15 protein-coding genes, 1 tRNA gene and 1 pseudogene are annotated in these 18,027 nt (G+C 70.6%); 11 read left to right on the top strand and 6 right to left on the bottom strand.

Features of this window, described 5'->3' with window-relative positions; all coding sequences use genetic code 11:
* A pseudogene (locus AC068D_RS12850) lies at positions 1-1,557 on the bottom strand (SUKH-4 family immunity protein); the annotation flags it as partial.
* A gap of 7 nt (positions 1,558-1,564) precedes the next feature.
* Entirely contained in the window at positions 1,565-2,578 is a 1,014-nt protein-coding gene (locus AC068D_RS12845; protein WP_478823002.1) for an HNH endonuclease, read from the bottom strand.
* Between the two features lie 276 nt (positions 2,579-2,854).
* Between AC068D_RS12845 and AC068D_RS12840 the strand changes: the two genes are divergently transcribed.
* Entirely contained in the window at positions 2,855-3,364 is a 510-nt protein-coding gene (locus tag AC068D_RS12840; protein ID WP_478823001.1) for a YwqJ-related putative deaminase, read from the top strand.
* Positions 3,365-3,372: 8 nt separating this feature from the next.
* Positions 3,373-3,921, top strand: a complete 549-nt coding sequence (locus AC068D_RS12835) for an SUKH-3 domain-containing protein (RefSeq protein WP_478823000.1) — start codon at positions 3,373-3,375, stop codon at positions 3,919-3,921.
* Between the two features lie 291 nt (positions 3,922-4,212).
* Here AC068D_RS12835 and AC068D_RS12830 read toward each other — a convergent pair whose 3' ends face one another.
* Complete coding sequence (locus tag AC068D_RS12830) at positions 4,213-5,553, bottom strand: sensor histidine kinase (RefSeq protein ID WP_478822999.1); 1,341 nt, start codon at positions 5,551-5,553, stop codon at positions 4,213-4,215.
* A gap of 454 nt (positions 5,554-6,007) precedes the next feature.
* Between AC068D_RS12830 and AC068D_RS12825 the strand changes: the two genes are divergently transcribed.
* The 6 genes from AC068D_RS12825 to AC068D_RS12800 all read left to right on the top strand — a co-directional run bounded on the left by AC068D_RS12825 (position 6,008) and on the right by AC068D_RS12800 (position 10,812).
* Positions 6,008-6,079: transfer RNA gene (locus AC068D_RS12825), tRNA-Gln, on the top strand.
* Between the two features lie 110 nt (positions 6,080-6,189).
* Positions 6,190-7,638 carry a bifunctional UDP-N-acetylglucosamine diphosphorylase/glucosamine-1-phosphate N-acetyltransferase GlmU gene (gene glmU / locus AC068D_RS12820; RefSeq protein WP_478822998.1) on the top strand — a complete coding sequence of 483 codons (1,449 nt, stop codon included), beginning with the start codon at positions 6,190-6,192 and terminating at the stop codon, positions 7,636-7,638.
* A 148-nt stretch (positions 7,639-7,786) separates the two neighbouring features.
* The gene (locus AC068D_RS12815) at positions 7,787-8,761 is read left to right on the top strand and encodes a ribose-phosphate diphosphokinase (RefSeq protein WP_478822997.1); all 975 of its coding nucleotides are present in this window, start codon (positions 7,787-7,789) and stop codon (positions 8,759-8,761) included.
* Positions 8,762-8,964: 203 nt separating this feature from the next.
* Positions 8,965-9,564: a 50S ribosomal protein L25/general stress protein Ctc gene (locus tag AC068D_RS12810; protein WP_478822996.1), complete on the top strand. Its 600-nt coding sequence runs from the start codon at positions 8,965-8,967 to the stop codon at positions 9,562-9,564.
* Positions 9,565-9,679: 115 nt separating this feature from the next.
* Positions 9,680-10,276, top strand: coding sequence for an aminoacyl-tRNA hydrolase (gene pth, locus AC068D_RS12805; RefSeq protein ID WP_478823142.1), 597 nt, complete (start codon positions 9,680-9,682; stop codon positions 10,274-10,276).
* A gap of 65 nt (positions 10,277-10,341) precedes the next feature.
* On the top strand, positions 10,342-10,812 hold the full coding sequence (locus AC068D_RS12800; RefSeq protein ID WP_478822995.1) for a hypothetical protein: 471 nt from the start codon (positions 10,342-10,344) through the stop codon (positions 10,810-10,812).
* Between the two features lie 595 nt (positions 10,813-11,407).
* Here the strand turns inward: AC068D_RS12800 and ppc are convergent.
* Positions 11,408-14,137 carry a phosphoenolpyruvate carboxylase gene (gene ppc / locus AC068D_RS12795; RefSeq protein WP_478822994.1) on the bottom strand — a complete coding sequence of 910 codons (2,730 nt, stop codon included), beginning with the start codon at positions 14,135-14,137 and terminating at the stop codon, positions 11,408-11,410.
* 216 nt (positions 14,138-14,353) lie between these two features.
* On the opposite strand from ppc, the gene AC068D_RS12790 reads away from it, so the two are divergent.
* Together AC068D_RS12790 and AC068D_RS12785 are read left to right on the top strand one after the other, a co-directional pair.
* Positions 14,354-15,334, top strand: coding sequence for an acyl-CoA desaturase (locus AC068D_RS12790; protein WP_478822993.1), 981 nt, complete (start codon positions 14,354-14,356; stop codon positions 15,332-15,334).
* Positions 15,331-16,002: a TetR family transcriptional regulator gene (locus AC068D_RS12785; protein WP_478822992.1), complete on the top strand. Its 672-nt coding sequence runs from the start codon at positions 15,331-15,333 to the stop codon at positions 16,000-16,002. Before AC068D_RS12790 ends, AC068D_RS12785 begins: the two co-directional genes overlap by 4 nt.
* 143 nt (positions 16,003-16,145) lie before the next feature.
* Here the strand turns inward: AC068D_RS12785 and AC068D_RS12780 are convergent, their stop codons facing one another.
* The gene (locus tag AC068D_RS12780; protein ID WP_478823141.1) at positions 16,146-16,508 is read right to left on the bottom strand and encodes a VOC family protein; all 363 of its coding nucleotides are present in this window, start codon (positions 16,506-16,508) and stop codon (positions 16,146-16,148) included.
* Positions 16,509-16,536: 28 nt separating this feature from the next.
* Positions 16,537-17,358 (bottom strand): trans-aconitate 2-methyltransferase, encoded by an 822-nt coding sequence (locus tag AC068D_RS12775; RefSeq protein WP_478822991.1) that lies wholly within the window; start codon positions 17,356-17,358, stop codon positions 16,537-16,539.
* A gap of 131 nt (positions 17,359-17,489) precedes the next feature.
* On the opposite strand from AC068D_RS12775, the gene AC068D_RS12770 reads away from it, so the two are divergent.
* Entirely contained in the window at positions 17,490-17,987 is a 498-nt protein-coding gene (locus AC068D_RS12770) for a MarR family winged helix-turn-helix transcriptional regulator (RefSeq protein ID WP_478822990.1), read from the top strand.
* The last annotated feature ends 40 nt before the right edge of the window (positions 17,988-18,027 follow it).

The following is an 18,027-nucleotide window of genomic DNA, read 5'->3' as shown; positions in this document are numbered from 1 at the left end:
ACCACCATGGCTCGGATTCGGGCTCGGATTCGCCAGCATCGTCGCCGCATGGTGCACCCCACCCGGAGGAGTACCAGGCACACCGGGAGCACCCGGAGGCTGCGGCGGCTGCGGCGCACCCGGCGGACCCGGCGGCTGCGGCACACCCGGACCACCATGGCTCGGATTCGGGCTCGGATTCGCCAGCATCGTCGCCGCATGGTGCACCCCACCCGGAGGAGTACCAGGCACACCGGGAGCACCCGGCGGACCCGGAGGCTGCGGCGGCTGCGGCGCACCCGGCGGACCCGGAGGCTGCGGTCCGTCGGGGCCGAGCTGGGAGACCAGCTGCGTCGGCACGTAACCCCCCGCAGGGGCTCCCGGCGCACCGGGACCCGACGGCGGCGGCGTCGCTCCCGGCCTCGCACCGGGAACACCCGGCGGGGCAGGAGGCGGCGGAGTCGTGGGGCCACTCCCCCGCGAAGCACGCGGTGGCACCGCGGCCTTGCTGGTCGCGGCATCGGCGATGTCATGCGCACCGGCCGGGCCGGGTCCGGCCGACGGCTGCGGCGCGGGAGCCTGCGGGCCCTGCTGCGGGTCGAAGGCAGGGGCCACCGCGGTCCGCGGCAGCTGGCTGCCGCCCGACATCAGCGCGGTCGGCGCATCCGCGCCCACCGACGGCGGCGGTGTGTCGTCGTCGTCCGCCCCTGACAGCGGCGGCGCGAACACCGTGGCCGGCAGCGGCACGGAGCCGTCCTCCGACGGGGCGTTCGTGTCCGTCCCGGCCCAGGGAGTCGCCCCGCCCGGCACGGCAGGCGCGGGCGGTACGCCCTCCGGCGCCGTGGGCTCGTGGTCCCCGCGACCGGATGCCGCCCATGCGTCCGCGCCCGTCGGCGCGGCGGAACCGCCCGCCGCCGCGGCCGGACCGTGCCCGGGTTCCCCCGCGCCCGGCTGCACCGGCACGGCCCCGGCGGACGACGCAGGACCCGAGCCGGCGCCCGGCCATGCGTTCCCGCCCACATGAGAGCCACGGCCACTGGTGGCACCGGGAGCGGCACCTGGCAGACCGTCGTCCGCCGGGAGACCGCCCCGGCTCGCGGCCGCCGGGGCGGGGGAAGGTGCGTCGGCCGGAGGCGCGCCCGGAGCCGGCACGGCCCCGGAACCCGCGCCGGAACCGGAGCCGGACCCCGAGCGCTGGTCCGGAATGCCCATCCTGTCCGCCGCCTCCTGCAGCCACTCGGGCGGGCTCAGCAGGAACGACGTCTGGTTCAGGTCGATACGCTCCGGCTGCGGCGCGGCCGGAGCCTGCACGACATCCGGAACGCCGTACTCCTCCTCGTACCGCCGGATCACCTCGCCCACCGGCAGCCCCGGCCACAGCGTGACCTCCCCGCTGTCCCGGGCAATCACCAGCCGCTGCCGGCCGTCGTCCGACGTGGGCCCTTCCGCGCGGTCCTCCGCCCACACGACGAAGCCGAGCTCGAACTCCCGCACCCGCACCTCGCGGTGCTGGTACGCGGGCACGTCACCGTTGATCCACTCTTCCGCGCGCTCCTGCGCCTGCGCAAAGGTCACCATCCGGCCGTCACCCCTCCACCGAAACCGGAACGGCACGCGCAAAGCCGCCGTCCACCATCAGGTTCGCCACGGTCTCCAGCTCCGGCGGATTCCCCGCAAGGCGCGACAGAAACGCGTCGAAGTCCTCACCACAGGGCAGCAACAGCCGCTCCACTCGCTCGTCCACCGACCAGCCGTCCTGGTCACGCGCATCGTCGAACGCACAGAACCACACCGAACCGGCCCCACTGCCACGGACCTTCACCGCGAGCAGTCCGCCCTGGACGAATGCGACACCGAGGTAGTCCTTCGTCAGATGGTCCCGCAGACACTTGTTGACATACACCAGGTCGTTGACCGCAGCTTCCTCACGCACAGTGAAGAAGGGCTGGTCGACCAACAGCCCCAGCTCCGCGTCCAGCGCCGCGCCCACCGGCGCGCAGCCGCCCGCCGCCTTCAGGAAGGACCGGTAGGCACCCGGCAACCGGTACCCCAAGTCCTCCTCCACACCGAGCAGTTGCTGCTCCGTCACCGACACCACCCCCTTGGGCAGGCCGAAGTGTGCGGGCCGGGTCTCCTGCAGCGGACGCGTGCCGCGCTTCCCATGGTCGACAGCGGCCGTCGCGATCCCGGCATGGTGCCGCAGCAGCGCCTTCACCTCCACCGGCACCAGCTCGAGCCGACGTCCGCCCGCGACGTGATGCCACGTCCAGCCGTGCGGCGTGGCCACTGCGGGAATCGTGTCCCACAGCTCATGACCGTCGGCGGCAAGTGCGGCGTTGGCCGACACGTAATCGGTGAGCCGCAGTTCGTCGACACCGAAGCCCTCCGGGGGCTCGGCGATCTCCGCAACGGCACGCGCATACGGCGAGAAGTCCGGATATCCGTGCTCATCCACCCGCACCCCCATGGGGTGCCTGGCGGCCCGGACCGGGTCCGGGAAATGCACGACCTGCCCGGCGTAGGCCGCGTTCGGCGGCGCGGGGTGTCCCCCGGCCAGGGGGCCGGGAGAAGCCCCCAGCCCTTGCCGACCTGTCGTCATGGCGTTATGCCCCCTGCTGGATCTGGCTGGTTGACCACAGCCTATGCGGTGGCGCAACAGCCAGTACCGTCCCCGTACCCCCCTGCGCGACACCCCTCCGCTTCCGTAACGAACCGTCACTCCGGGGTGACCCTCAGCCGAAGACGGACGACACCCGTACACGATTCAGTCACCCAGCTTCCACACGAGGCGCCCCGTTTGGCACGCTGTCCCTTCAACTCGGGGGCGTGCACGACAGCGGCCGGTGCCGCTGGCACGGGAGGGAACAACAGCACCATGCACACGGCACCATCAGGCACAACCGGTGATCCCAGGCTCAACTGGAGCAGTACGGAGCCGGCCGGAGTCGCGCCGGTACTGCGTTTCCGCCGGGACGGAATACTGCCGACCGTCGCCGCAGCACTCTCCGTCCGCGGCGAGACGCTCACCTGCACCGCAGGCAGGGCCGACCAGCCACCCGCGCTCCACCCCCTCGTGCAGGACTTCCTCGACACCCTCACCAGCGGCCAGCGGGAGCGGTTCACCGGGCGGTGCCCGGAGGCGATCCTGCTCTCCCGCCACCTCACCGCCGCCGACAGCGCCCGCTCGAAACGGGCCCAGCGCAAACCCCTCACCCACGGCGAGGCCCGTCGCTCCCTCAAACAGTCCAAACTCACCGCCCGGCGCATACGGGAGGACGGTGACCCCCTGCACGGCAGCTACGCGGAACCCTGCCGCTCCTGCGCCGCGATGCTCGCCCACTTCGGCGTGAGGACCGTCGACCCGACCCAGAACAGGAACGGCTGACCCGGAACGTGAACGAGCACAGCACCACCCGCTTCCCCGTCGCCGTCGACGCAGCACTCCGCGAAGCCGGCTGGCAGCCCGGCCGCTGGAACATCAAACAGGCCGAGCACTGGGCCGACAGCCTGCGTACCCACGAATCCCCCGGCGGCCACCGCCACAGCGTCTTCCCCGCCGCCGTCGAGGCCTGGGCGGAATTCGGCGGCCTGCGCATCAGCCCGCCCGGGCAGGGCCGCCAGGTCGCCCCCACGGCCGTCCGCTTCGATCCGCTGGCCGGCCTGCACCTCGCCCGGACCCTCGGTGACCTCGGACGTGCCCTCGACACCGCGCTCACCCCACTCGGCGAGGAGGGCGACGCCCGGGCCGTACTCGCCATAGACACCGAAGGACGGGTCTACAGCCTCGACCACACCGGCGACTGGTACCTCGGCGCGAACCTCGACCAGGCCCTGGCCACCCTGATCACGGGCACCCAGCCCGCCCGGCTCACCACGTCCGGAGCCCAGCCCGCCCGGCTCACCACGTCCGGAGCCCAGCACGCCCGGCTCACCACGTCCTGAGCCGAGCCCGCCCGGCTCACCACGTCCGGAGCCGAGCCCGCCCGGCTCACCACGTCCGGAGCCGAGCCCGCCCGGCTCACCACGTCCTGAGCCCAGCCCGCCCGGCTCACCGCAGCACGGAACCGCATCCGCCCGTCCTGCCGCGCACCCCGTACCCATGACCGGTGGCGGCACCCGGGCGGCCTCGTCCGCACCACCCGGCCCCGTCCGCCATGCCAGCGGCCCCGCAGGGCAGCGCCCGCGTCGAGAAACGTCCGACGGACACCGGGGCCACCACCGAACCGCCACCGACTACATCCCCGGCGCCTCCATGGGCAGCACCGCCGACACCCGGAACCCGCCCCCGTCCGTGGGGCCCGAGACGAACACCCCGCCCAGCGCCGCCACCCGCTCCCGCATGCCGACCAGACCATTGCCCCCGCTCGGCAGACCGGCGTCCGCCGCACCCCGGTCCGAAGGACCGTTCTCCACCTGCATCGCGATCTCCGCACCACGGTGGGCGACCCGCACCCACGTCCGGGCGCCCGCCGCATGCTTGTGCACATTGGTCAGCGCCTCCTGCACCACCCGGTAAGCCGTCTGCTCGACCTCCGCGCGGTACGGGCGCACCTCGCCCTGCACCATCAGCTCCACGACCATGCCCGCCTGCCGGGACTGCTCCACCAGCGGCTCCAGGTCGGCCAACGACGGACCGTCGTCCGCCGCAGCGGCAGCCGCGGCAGCGGCCGCCATCCCGACCGCCGCCAGCGGCACCGGCTGCGCGCCGGGGACCGGCCCCACGGTCGCCACCCGCTCGGTACCGTCCTCCCCGGCCCGCAGCACGCCGAGCATCTCCCGCAGCTCCGTCAGCGCCTGGCGCCCCATGTCACCCACCAGCGCGGCGTTCCTCACCGCCTTCTGCGGATCCTTCAACGCCACGGCCTGCAGCGCCGCCGCATGGACCACCATCAGACTCACCCGGTGCGCCACCACATCGTGCATCTCGCGCGCGATCCGCGTCCGCTCCTCCGTACGCGCCCACTGGGCCTGCTGCTCGGCCCGGTCCGCCAGCAGCGACAGTTCCTGCTCCAGGCTGTCCGCACGCTCCCGGAGGCTCTCCATCAGGCGACGACGCGCCCCCACATAGAGGCCGAGCAGCAAGGGCGGCGCGGTGAGTCCGACCGACATGACGAGGGAGACGACCGGCACGTACCAGGACCCCGGGTCGACGTCCGCAGATGTGATGTCCTGCCGCGTCCGTACGAAGGTCACGATCAACGTCCCCAGCAGGGACATCCCGGCCAGCGCGACGGTGATCCGCCGGGGCGCCTCGGATGCCGCGAGCGTGTACAGCCCGACGATCGCCAGCAGGAAGCCCATCTCGGCCGGCGTGATCGCGATCGAGACCAGCACCACACTCGCCGGCCAGCGCCGCCGCAGCACCAGCACCGATCCGGCGATCAGCCCGAAGAGCACTCCGAGCTGCACCGGCAGCCCGGCGGCGCCCGCGAACCTGATGCCCTCCAGCGCACACTCCAGCGCGGACGCGACACCCAGCCCGACATCCAGTGCGACACTTCGCCGTCTCCCCCACCACAGCCAGGAACGGGCGTCGTCGCCCGCAGAGTCCTGGTGTGCCCCCGATGTGGTCATGTCTCTCAGCCTACGAAACCGCGCGACCGATTTTTCGGTGACTTCAGCAGCACGGAACGTCATCGCACAGGGCCGCAACCTGCGGCGACCTATCGAACCCGGTGGATCGAGCGCGTCCGGATCCATGTCGAGCGGGGGGCTCCAAGGTCTCGATCGCGCCGTAGGTGGTGCACGCTCCCCCGCGGCCGACGCGGTGCACCCCGCCGAGTTGTCGCAGGGCGGCGGACACAAGACCTCGGGACCGCCGGAAACACCTCAGGACGCCGCACCCCGGACGCCGTACCGGACCCCCGGACTCCGCACGGGAACACGGGAACGCCCGTCGCGGCTGCCTCGCCGGCTGCGGCAAAGGCAGCACCGCCCCTCCGCCGTCGCACGGAAGGCGCTTGGTACGGCATAGTGTTGGGGTGCCGGTCCGGCAGACCGACCTCATGTCCGGTTCAGTCGGGTTTCATCCCCTGTGGTGTAATTGGCAGCACTGAGGCTTTTGGTGCCTTATGTCCGGGTTCGAGTCCTGGCGGGGGAGCTCAAGCGTCGCGGGTCCTGACCGTCCTGGTCAGGACCCGCCCTCATTTCACTCCTGAAACCCCCCGGTATCCTGCGGGTGTCCACCACCCGAAGCCGAAGGGCATATCCGTGAGCGCCAACCGCCCGGCCGCCGTCGTCGTCCTTGCAGCGGGTGAGGGCACCCGCATGAAGTCGAAGACCCCCAAGGTCCTGCATGACATCGCCGGGCGCTCGCTCGTCGGTCATGTCGTGTCCGCCGCCCGCGAGCTGCAGCCCGAAGAGCTCGTCGTGGTGGTCGGCCACGCGAGCGAGCAGGTCAAGGAGCACCTCGCCGCGAACTATGCGGGGACGCGCACCGCGTACCAGGCCGAGCAGAACGGAACCGGTCACGCCGTGCGGATGGCCCTGGAGGAGCTCGGGCGGACGCCCGAGGGAACCGTGGTCGTCGTCTGTGGCGACACCCCGCTCCTCTCCGGCGGGACACTGACCGCGCTGGCCGCGACGCACACGGCCGACGGCAATGCGGTGACGGTGCTGACGGCCGAGGTCCCCGACTCGACGGGGTACGGCCGGATCGTTCGTGACGCGGCGACGGGTGCGGTGACCGCGATCGTCGAGCACAAGGACGCGACCGAGGCCGAGCGGGCGATCCGGGAGATCAACTCCGGGGTGTTCGCCTTCGACGGGCAGCTCCTCGCGGATGCGCTCGGCAAGCTGCGCACGGACAACAGCCAGGGCGAGGAGTACCTCACCGATGTGCTCGGAATCCTGCGCGAGGCCGGTCACCGCGTCGGCGCGTCCGTTGCCGGCGACCACCGGGAGATCCTGGGCATCAACAACCGCGTGCAGTTGGCGGAGGCGCGGAGGCTGCTGAACGAGCGGCTGCTCGAGCAGGCGATGATGGCCGGTGTGACGATCGTCGATCCGGCGTCCGTCCTGGTCGACGTGACGGTGACGTTCGAACGCGATGCCCTGATCCACCCGGGTACGCAGCTGCAGGGTGCGACGCATGTCGCCGAGGACGCCGAGGTCGGCCCGAACAGCCGGCTGAGGGACACCGTGGTGGGCAAGGGCGCCCGGGTGGACAACACGGTGGCCGAATCGGCCGAGATCGGCGAGGGCGCCTCGGTGGGGCCGTACGCCTACCTCCGCCCCGGCACGAAGCTCGGCCGGAAGGCCAAGGCCGGCACCTATGTGGAGATGAAGAACGCGTCGATCGGCGAGGGCACGAAGGTCCCGCACCTCTCGTACGTCGGTGACGCGACGATCGGTGAGTACACGAACATCGGCGCGGCGAGCGTCTTCGTGAACTACGACGGTGAGGCCAAGCACCACACGACGATTGGTTCCCACTGCAAGACCGGCTCGGACAATATGTTTGTTGCTCCCGTCACAGTCGGGGACGGCGCCTACACCGCCGCCGGATCGGTCATCACCAAGGACGTGCCGCCCGGTTCACTTGCCGTCGCCCGTGGCCAGCAGCGGAATATCGAGGGCTGGGTCGCACGGAAGCGTCCCGGGAGCGCGGCCGCCCAGGCGGCGACGGAGGCGGTCAAGCAGTTCAACGACGAGGGTTGACCGAAAACGGGTGCGCCGATCTCGGCGTACCGTGATACGTGCATGAACGGGGGTCCTGAAGGTGCCCCCCGGGTGAACATCGGGCTGGCTCGCCGCACGAGGGACGGGCGGATCAGCAGCAGAGAAACACGTCTGAGGAGACAGTGCTGTGACCGGGATCAAGACGACCGGCGAGAAGAAGCTGATGCTCTTCTCCGGCCGCGCCCACCCCGAGCTGGCCGAGGAGGTCGCCCATCAGCTGGGTGTCGGTCTGGTGCCGACCAAGGCTTTCGACTTCGCCAACGGCGAGATCTACGTCCGTTTCCAGGAGTCGGCGCGTGGCGCCGACTGCTTCCTGATCCAGAGCCACACGGCTCCGATCAACAAGTGGATCATGGAACAGCTGATCATGCTCGATGCTCTGAAGCGGGCTTCGGCCCGGAGCATCACCGTGATCGTGCCGTTCTACGGCTACGCCCGTCAGGACAAGAAGCACCGTGGCCGTGAGCCGATTTCGGCCCGCCTGGTCGCCGACCTGATGAAGACCGCGGGTGCGGACCGGATCCTCACGGTCGATCTGCACACCGACCAGATCCAGGGCTTCTTCGACGGGCCGGTGGACCATCTGTTCGCGCTGCCGCTGCTCGCGGACTACGTGGGTGCGAAGGTGGACCGCTCGAAGCTGACCGTGGTCTCCCCCGATGCCGGCCGTGTGCGCGTTGCCGACCGGTGGTGCGACCGCCTGGACGCACCGCTGGCGATCGTGCACAAGCGCCGCGACAAGGACGTCGCCAACCAGGTCACCGTTCATGAGGTCGTCGGCAACGTCGACGGCCGGGTGTGCGTCCTGGTGGACGACATGATCGACACGGGTGGCACGATCTGTGCGGCCGCGGACGCGCTGTACGCGCACGGCGCCGAGGACGTCATCGTGACGGCGACGCACGGTGTGCTGTCCGGCCCGGCGGCGGACCGTCTGAAGAACTCCAAGGTGAGCGAGTTCGTGTTCACGAACACGCTGCCGGACCCGAGCAATCTGGAACTCGACAAGATCACCGTTCTGTCGATCGCTCCCACCATCGCGCGCGCGGTGCGCGAGGTGTTCGAGGACGGTTCGGTGACGAGCCTGTTCGAGGAGCAGTAAGCACCCTTCGCCCGCGGCGAAGATCCTTTTGGGTAAGGCCTCCCCGCCGAGTAGACTGTCCAGGTTGCTCGGCGAGGGAGGCCGTACTCGTTCCGGACGTGTTCCGGTGGTACGGCTGTCCGTTATCGACGCGCTCTTCGTAGCAGGCCAGTCGTGTGGCCGGGTGACCGCCACATTCGTCTTCTGTACTACGAGGAGTGCACATGTCCGAGGTGAAGCTCGCCGCCCAGTCGCGCACCGAGTTCGGCAAGGGCGCCGCCCGCCGTATCCGTCGCGACAACAAGGTTCCCGGCGTTCTCTACGGCCACGGTTCCGACCCGATCCACCTGACCCTCCCGGGCCACGAACTGCTGCTCGCGCTGCGCACCCCGAACGTCCTGCTGTCGCTGGACATCGAGGGCAAGAAGGAGCTCGCGATCCCGAAGGCCGTGCAGCGCGACCCGCTGCGGGGCTACCTCGAGCACGTCGACCTGCTGATCGTGAAGCGCGGCGAGAAGGTCACCGTCGAGGTTCCGGTCCAGGCCGAGGGCGAGCTGGCGCCGGGCGGCTACCTCCTGGAGCACGTGCTGAACGCGCTGCCGGTCGAGGCCGAGGCCACCCACATCCCCGAGTCGTTCACGGTCTCCGTCGAGGGCCTGGAGGCCGGCGCCTCCGTCCTCGCCAAGGACGTCGAGCTGCCCAAGGGCGTCACCCTGGCCGTCGAGGACGACACTGTCGTCCTGCAGGTCCTGTCCGCGCAGGCCGAGGAGCCGGCCGCCGAGGGCGAAGAGGCTGCCGAGGGCGAAGCGGCCACCGAGGCCTGATCCTTCCGGATCTCTCCGGGCCCACGGATCCTTTCGGGTCACGGAATTCGTCACCACCGCCCCCCGCACCCCCCGGTGCGGGGGGCGGTGGCGCTATGAAGGAGACATGGAGCAGATGACGACGGACGCGAACGCCCCCTGGCTCGTGGTGGGGCTCGGCAATCCCGGGCCCGGCTACGCGGCGAACCGCCACAACGTCGGGTTCATGGTGGCCGACCTGCTCGCCGACCGGATGGGCGGGAACTTCAAGCGGGCGACGAAGGCACAGGCCCAGGTCGTCGAGGGCCGGATCGGCGCTCCGGGGCCCGCGAACCGCCGGGTGGTCCTGGCGAAGCCGATGTCGTACATGAACCTGTCGGGCGGCCCGGTCACGGCGTTGCGGGACTTCTACAAAGTGCCGACCGCCAACATCGTCGCGGTCCACGACGAGTTGGACATCGACTACGGCGTGCTGCGGCTGAAGCTGGGCGGCGGTGACAACGGCCACAACGGGCTGAAGTCCATGACGAAGGCGATGGGCGCGGACTACCACCGGGTCCGTTTCGGCATCGGGCGGCCGCCCGGCCGGATGCAGGTCGCGGACTTCGTGCTGAAGGACTTCTCGTCGACGGAGCGCAAGGAGCTGGACTACTTCGTGGACCGGGCCGCCGATGCGGTGGAGTGTCTGGTGACGGAGGGGCTGGAGCGCGCACAGAGTGCGTACAACTCCTGACAAGGAACGCATAGCGCCGGTCCGAGGTTGACCAGGTGCGGTCGGTTGTCGAAGGATCGCGCCCCATGAAGCGGAACTCCTCCGGCCGGATGCTCGACCATGGCCGACGCACCGCCACGGTCCTGATCGTCCTGCTGCTGCTCGCCGCCGGAGCCTGGTCGTCCTGGGGCACCGCCCAGCACGTCCTGCTCGCCAAGGGCCGCGAGCACGGCACGCTCACCGTGGCGAGCTGCGGCGAGAAGACGTGCACGGGCCCGTTCGACCCCCGGGGCCCCGGGGCGGCCCGCACCGGCATGACCATCGAGCGCTCGGTCGCGGTCAGCAAGGGCGCGAAGCTCGACGTCGTCGTGAAGCCCGGCACCGACGAGGTGGTCCGCACCGGGTGGGCGGGCGGCCTGCACGCCTGGCTTCCCCTCGGCGGCGCCCTGCTCCTCGCAGCCCTTGTCATCGGTGGCGGCCTGCGCATGACCCGGCTGGCCTGGGGCACGGCGGCGTTGGGAGGTGCGCTGCTGGTCGGGGCCTTCTTCGCGCTCTGACGCGTCCGGGCGAGCCGGCCGACGAGCCGGGGGCAACAGTCCCGGCGAGAAAGCCCTCGGACGCGGAATCCTGCCGTCCAACGGGCACGTAGCCGCCTCCGTCCGGCCCCGGCCCGATGCCCGTCCCCGTCCGCGCCCGGACCTCCGGAGGCCCCCGGGCGCCCAGCCCGGACCGGTTCCAGTGCCTCCAACGGCGCGGCTCTCCGCGACAGGGCCGCCCTGCTCGCCCCGGCCCGGTCGCTCGTCAAGTGCCGCCGCCGGGTCCGGCGCGAACACCGACGCGGCAGCGTCCGCCGCCGCACGGCAGATACGGAGGCAGCCTTTCCCGGGCGCGCCGCCGCAGCGCCGCGGCAGTCGTCCCCCACCGCGCAGGGCTCCCGGCCCCGGAAGCCCCGCGGTTCCCCGGGCGGGCCCGCCGGGCGCGCCACGGCTGGTCCCTGCACCCGAAGGGCCGGCCGGCGCCGGGGCGGCGCGGACGGACAGGCCGGCGACGCAGCAGGTGCCCCACCCCGGGGTGAGACGGAAAGACCACGTCCTCGCACCGCTGCCCGGCCTCCGGGCCGGGCAGCGGGCAAGGACGTGGCAGGGCCGGACGTCAGCCCGTGTTGCGCAGGCCCGCCGCGACGCCGTTGACCGTCAGCAGCAGTGCCCTCGACAGGAGCGGGTCGGCCGGCTCACCGCGCTCGGCGGCGGCCCGCTGCCGAGCCAGCAGCGAGACCTGCAGATACGAGATCGGGTCCAGATACGCGTCCCGGATGGCGAAGGTCTGCTGGAGCACCGGGTTGGAGTCGAGCAGTTCCTTCCCGCCCGTCACCCGCAGCACCTGCTGGACCGTCAGCTCGTGCTCCGCCTCGATGTCCTCGAAGACGTGCTTCAGGTGCTCCGGCACCAGTGTGTCCACGTAGTGCCGGGCGATCCGCAGATCCGTCTTCGCGAGCGTCATCTCCACGTTCGAGATGAAGTTCCGGAAGAAGTGCCACTGTCCGTACATCTCTTCCAGCTCGGACTCGAGCCCGGCTTCCCGGAGCGCCTTCAGTCCCGAGCCCACTCCGAACCACCCCGGCACGATCTGCCGCGACTGGGTCCAGCCGAACACCCAGGGGATGGCCCGCAGGCCGTCCAGCCCTGCGCCGCTGTCCGGGCGGCGCGAAGGGCGCGAGCCCAGGTGGAGGTCGGCGAGCTGGTCGACGGGCGTGGATGCGAAGAAGTAGGCGGGCAGGTCCGGGTCCTCCACGAGGCGCCGGTACGCGGCGTGCGCCGCGTCGGACACCGTGTCCATCGCCGCGTCCCAGCGCGCCAGTGCTTCGCCGCTCTGCCGCGGCGCGGTGTGCAGGGCGGACGCCTGCAGGGTGGCGGCGACCGTCAGCTCGAGGTTCTCGCGTGCCAGGGACGGGATCAGGTACTTGTCGGAGATGACCTCGCCCTGCTCGGTGACCTTGATCTCGCCCTCCAGCGTGCCCCACGGCTGCGCGAGGATCGCGTCGTGCGAGGGGCCGCCACCGCGGCCGACCGTGCCGCCCCGGCCGTGGAAGAGCCGCAGCCTCACCCCGTACCGGTGGGCGACGTCGCGGAGCCTGCGCTGGGCCCGGTGGATCTCCCACTGCGACGTGGTGATGCCGCCGAACTTCGACGAGTCGGAGTAGCCGAGCATGACCTCCTGCACATCGCCGCGCAGCGAGACGAGGCGGCGGTACGAGGGATCGGCGAGCATCCCGTCGAGGATGACGTCCGCGGCCTTCAGCTCGTCCGTCGTCTCCAGCAGCGGCACGATGCCGATCTTGGCCCAGCCGGCGTGCAGGTCGATCAGGCCGGCCTCGCGTGCGAGTACCGCCGCCGCGAAGACGTCGTCCGCGCCCTGGCACATCGAGATGATGTAGGACTCGATGACCTCGGGTCCGAACCGCTCGAAGGCCTCCTTCACGGCGTGGAAGACGCCGAGGGTCTTGGCCCCCGCGGCATCGAGGGGCGCCGGGGTCGGGGCGAGCGGCCTGCGGGAGCGGAGCTCCTTCGCGAGCAGTCTCTGGCGGTAGTCGCGCGGCATGTCGGCATACCGCCACGACTCCTCGCCCAGCCGGTCGAAGAGCTGGCCGAGTGCATGGTGGTGGGCGTCCGCGTGTTCCCGTACGTCCATGGTGGCGAGCTGCAGTCCGAAGGCTGCGAGCGTGCGGATCGTACGGTCCAGGCGACCGTCGGCGAACAGTCCGCCGCGGTGCTCGCGCAGCGACGTCTGGATCAGTTGCAGGTCGTGCAGCAGCTCGGCCGTGCCGAGGTAGTCGCGGCCGGCCTCGTGCGACGTGCCCTTGGCGAGGCGCTCGCGCGTGTTGACCAGCTTCTGGCGGATGCAGGTGGCCTTGAGGCGGTAGGGCTCCTCGGCGTTCAGCCGCTTGTAGCGCGGGCTGATCTCGGGCAGGCACTCCAGGTCGTTCTGGAGGGAGGCGAGGAGTTCCTCGGTGGCTCCGGCGTACCTGATGGAGTTGGACAGCAGTCCGCGCAGCGAGTCGACCGCCTCCAGGGCGTCGGTGATGCCGTGCTCGTGCTGGAGGATCAGCACCTCGCGGGTGACGTCCGGGGTGACGTTGGGGTTGCCGTCGCGGTCGCCGCCGATCCAGGTGCCGAAGGTGAGCGGACGGGTGCCGGAGGGCAGCTCCACGCCCACGCGCTCCAGCTCGGCCGCGAGGTCCTCGAGAACGTCGCCGACGGCGCCCGCGTGCAGCTCGTCGAGGTAGTAGATGGCGTTGCGTGCCTCGTCAGCGGGCTCGGGGCGGACGACGCGGAGCTCGTCGGTCTGCCAGACGAGGTCGATGTTCTCGGCGAGCCGCAGGTCGTGCCGGCGCCGGTCGGCGGCGATGACCGGGTTCTCGAGGAGTTCCGCGATGCGCCGGAGCTTGTTGAGTACCGACCGGCGTGCGGCCTCGGTCGGGTGGGCCGTGAACACCGGCCGGACGTTCAGATTCCGGACCGTTTCGCGCAGGTGCTCGGGGTCGGCGTCCTTGAGCATGTCCGCGGTGCGGGAGAGCAGCCCGCCCTCGGCGGCGCGCCGCTCGCGCATTTCGCGGCCACGGTGCACCTGCTCGCTGACGTTGGCAAGATGGAAGTACGTGGAGAAGGCGCGTACGAGCTTCGCGGCCGTCTCCAGGTCGGTCTGCCCGAGCAGCGTCGCCGCTGCCTCGCCGTCCGTACGGGTGAGGGCGCGGACGCGTTCGACGAGATCGAGTAGCTCGGGTCCTTCTTGGCGTACGAGGGTTTCGCCCAGCAGATCGCCCAGTCGGCGGATGTCGGCGCGCAGCTCGGCGCTGGCGGTGGAGGTCTGGTCGGCACTGCTCACAGGTGCGGCTCCTTGCAGTGTTTGAGCACGTCTGGAGGTTTTCCGGGAGGCTTGCGGACCGCGCTGTCCGACGACACCCAGGATAGGTGTCCGTTCCTGCGCCGTTGTCCACAGCCCTCTTGCCGCGAGGCTTCGCACTGCCATACTTACGACGCCGTAGGTTACGGATCCGTAGGCACGGACCATTCGCACACCTCACCCCCCAGGGGACACCCCATGACCACAAGCCCCGATGTGATCGACGACGCCCGGAAGTCCTCCGGCCCCGATTTCCCCTCCGCCACACTCGGCGGCGACAAGAAGCGTTCGATCGAGCAGATCGCCCTGCTGCTGTTCATCACGGTGCCCTTTCTCGCCCTGCTGGCCGCAGTGCCTCTGGCCTGGGGCTGGGGCGTGAGCTGGCTCGACCTCGGCCTGATGGTGGCGATGTACTACATCGGCTGCCACGGCATCACGATCGGTTTCCACCGTTACTTCACGCACGGCTCCTTCAAGGCGAAGCGCCCTCTGCGGATCGCGCTCGCGGTCATGGGCTCGCTGGCCGTGGAGGGCCCGCTGGTGCGCTGGGTGGCGGACCACCGCAGGCACCACAAGTTCTCGGACGCCGAGGGGGACCCGCATTCGCCGTGGCGCTTCGGCGAGACGATCCCGGCACTGATGAAGGGGCTGTGGTGGGCCCATATCGGATGGCTGTTCGACGAGGAGCAGACGCCGCAGAACAAGTACGCGCCGGATCTGATCAAGGACCCGGCGATTCGTGCCGTCTCCCGCCAGTTCGTGGTGTGGACGATCGTCTCGCTGGCGATCCCGCCCCTGGTCGGCGGTCTGGTGACGATGTCGTGGTGGGGCGCGTTCACCGCGTTCTTCTGGGGCTCCCTGGTCCGGGTGGCGCTGCTGCACCACGTCACCTGGTCGATCAACTCCATCTGCCATGCCGTGGGCAAGCGCCCGTTCAAGTCGCGTGACCGCTCGGGCAATGTGTGGTGGCTGGCCGTGCTGTCCTGCGGCGAGTCCTGGCACAACCTGCATCACGCCGACCCGACCAGCGCACGGCACGGTGTGATGCGCGGGCAGATCGACTCCAGCGCCCGGCTGATCCGCTGGTTCGAGCTGCTGGGCTGGGCGTACGACGTCCGCTGGCCGAGCGCGTCCCGTATCGACGCCCGGCGCAAGACGGAGGCCGCAGAGGCGGCATGATTGAGGACGTGGCGATCGACGGCAGTACCAGCAGCGAGAGGCCCCGGCGCGGGCGCAGAGTCCGGATGACGGGGGCCGAGCGCCGCCAGCAACTGCTCGACATCGGCCGCACGGTATTCGCCGAGAAGGGCTTCGAGGGCACATCCGTGGAGGAGATCGCCGCGAAGGCCGGGGTCTCCAAGCCTGTGGTGTACGAACACTTCGGCGGAAAGGAGGGGCTCTACGCCGTCGTGGTGGACCGCGAGATGCGCCAGCTCCTGGACATGGTGACCGGGGCGCTCACCGCAGGGCACCCGCGTGAGCTGCTGGAACAGGCCGCGTTCGCGCTGCTCGACTACATCGAGTCGTACACGGACGGGTTCCGCATCCTGGTCCGCGACTCGCCGGTTGCCCAGTCGACGGGCACCTTCGCCTCACTGATCAGCGATATCGCCACCCAGGTCGAGGACATCCTGGGCCTGGAATTCAAGGCGCGCGGCTTCGACCAGAAGCTGGCTCCGCTGTATGCGCAGGCACTGGTGGGGATGGTCGCCCTGACCGGCCAGTGGTGGCTGGACGTCCGCAAGCCGAAGAAGGCCGAGGTCGCGGCGCATCTGGTGAATCTGGCCTGGCACGGCCTCGACGGCCTGGAGCAGAAGCCGCGTCTGATAGGCCATCGCAAGAGCTGAGCCGCAGAGGGCGTGCGCCGGATCGCTTTCGGGCCCGGGGGATCGCCTCAACGATGGGAACCGGGGAAGCCGGGGAATCGCCGGTGGCCCGGTCGGCGGTCCGTTGCCGTTGGCGGACCGACCGCCGACCAGGCGTAAGCCGGTCACCGCACCGGCTCGAGGAACTCCAGCCGGTTCCCGACCGGGTCCTCGGAGTAGAAGCGGCGGTGACCGGGAAGGTCGTGGTCCCAGACGACCTCGGCGCCGTGGGACACGAGGCGGTCGGCGTAGGCCTCTATACCGGTGACGCGCAGACCTGGATGCGCCTTCCGGGCCGGGCGGAAGTCCTGCTCGACCCCGAGATGGAGCTGGACGGCCCCTGCCTGGAACCAGCAGCCACCGCGCGCGGCGAGAACCGGTGGCTTGGGAATTTCGGTCATGCCGAGCGCTCCGGCGTAGTAGGCGCGCAGGGCGTCCTCGGTACCGGGCGGTGCGGCGAGCTGAACGTGGTCGACAGCGGTCAGCACCATGTCCCCCTTTTCGATCGAAAGTCGGCTATCGCGGTTTGCGTGCCACGGCGAAGATCCTGCGGAACGGGAACACGGTGCCGTGCGGCCCCGGCGGATATGCCTTGCGCAGCAGATCGCGGTACTGGTCGAGGAATTCACCGATGGCCTCGTCGTCACCGTGCAGCGCGGTGAGCACCGGGCGCAGGGCTGTGCCCTTCACCCAGTCGAGGACCGGATCCTCACCCTGGAGGAGCTGGGAGTACGTCGTCTCCCAGACGTCGGTCGCGCAGCCGAGGTCGGCCAGGCGCACCAGATAGTCGGCGGGTTCCAGGACGTGGACGAAGCGACGGCCGTGTTCGCCGAGGCGCTCGTGCCACTGCGGTGAGTCGCAGAGTTCGCCGAGCAGGGCGTGGCTGGGCGAGGTGAAGTTCCCGGGCACCTGGAAGGCGAACGTGCCGCCGGGGGCGAGGCCCTCGATCCAGGCGGAGAAGGATTCCGGGTGGCTGGGCACCCACTGCAGTGCCGCGTTGGAGACGATCAGGTCGTACGGCTCGTCGGGAGTCCAGTGAGCGGCGTCGGCGAGGCGGAAGTCGAGCCGGCCACCGCCGGGGGTGGTCCCCGCGTACTCCTTCTCGGCGCGGTCGAGCATCTCCGGGGAGAGGTCGAGGCCGGTGATGCGGGCCTCCGGCCAGCGGTCGGCGAGCAGGGCGGTCACATTGCCGGGCCCGCAGCCGATGTCGGCAATCCGGGCGGAATGCCCGTTATGCGGTAGTTCAGGTATCCGATAGAGAAGATCGAGGAACGGTCGGGCCCGATGCCCCGAGTGGCGGAGGTATTGCTGCGGATCCCAGGTTGGTGCGGAATGCATCTTCTAGCCCCCTTGCTGGAATGGAACAGCCAAGCGGAACGAGGTTCCGGCCCGACCATGCCCAATAGTCCAGCCAAATATATCTTGATGTCAAGAGACTTCACGTCGACAGACCAACTACACTGATCGTCATGGAGGACGAGGTCGACCGACTGGTTGCTGCATGGCGCCGTGAGCGCCCCGACCTCGACGTGGAACCACTCGAGGTGCTCAGCCGTATCTCCAGACTGGCCCGGCATCTCGACCGTGCCCGTCGGCTCGCGTTCTCCGAGCACAGCCTGGAGCCCTGGGAGTTCGACGTACTGACATCGCTCCGGCGTGCGGGGGCGCCCTATCAGCTCTCCCCCGGACAGCTGCTGACGCAGACCCTGGTGACCTCCGGCACGATGACCAACCGCATCGACCGGCTGGCGAAGAAGGGCCTGGTCGAGCGACTGCCCGATCCGAGCGACCGGCGCGGGGTGCTGGTGCGGCTCACCCCCGAAGGCCGTGACCGTGCCGATCAGGCGCTCGCCGGGCTGCTCGCCCAGGAGCGGGCCATCCTTGCCGAGCTCTCCCGCGCTCAGCGCGGCGAGCTCGCTGCACTGCTGCGCCGCCTGACGGCGCCGTTCGACAACGTCCCCGGCTGAGGACGCACGAACGGGCGGGACCCCGCGGTCACCCGCGCCC

It is taken from the genome of Streptomyces sp. NPDC043861, from assembly GCF_056435905.1.
The sequence above is the reverse complement of the archived record's forward strand: the minus strand, read 5'-3'. Positions and strand labels throughout refer to the sequence as shown.

Coding starts and splice junctions, on each gene's coding strand:
- AC068D_RS12845 (WP_478823002.1), bottom strand. CDS start 2,578: ATGACGACAGGTCGGCAAGGGCTGGGGGCTTCTCCCGGCCCCCTGGCC.
- AC068D_RS12840 (WP_478823001.1), top strand. CDS start 2,855: ATGCACACGGCACCATCAGGCACAACCGGTGATCCCAGGCTCAACTGG.
- AC068D_RS12830 (WP_478822999.1), bottom strand. CDS start 5,553: ATGACCACATCGGGGGCACACCAGGACTCTGCGGGCGACGACGCCCGT.
- AC068D_RS12810 (WP_478822996.1), top strand. CDS start 8,965: ATGTCCGAGGTGAAGCTCGCCGCCCAGTCGCGCACCGAGTTCGGCAAG.
- pth (WP_478823142.1), top strand. CDS start 9,680: ATGACGACGGACGCGAACGCCCCCTGGCTCGTGGTGGGGCTCGGCAAT.
- AC068D_RS12800 (WP_478822995.1), top strand. CDS start 10,342: ATGAAGCGGAACTCCTCCGGCCGGATGCTCGACCATGGCCGACGCACC.
- AC068D_RS12790 (WP_478822993.1), top strand. CDS start 14,354: ATGACCACAAGCCCCGATGTGATCGACGACGCCCGGAAGTCCTCCGGC.
- AC068D_RS12785 (WP_478822992.1), top strand. CDS start 15,331: ATGATTGAGGACGTGGCGATCGACGGCAGTACCAGCAGCGAGAGGCCC.
- AC068D_RS12775 (WP_478822991.1), bottom strand. CDS start 17,358: ATGCATTCCGCACCAACCTGGGATCCGCAGCAATACCTCCGCCACTCG.
- AC068D_RS12770 (WP_478822990.1), top strand. CDS start 17,490: ATGGAGGACGAGGTCGACCGACTGGTTGCTGCATGGCGCCGTGAGCGC.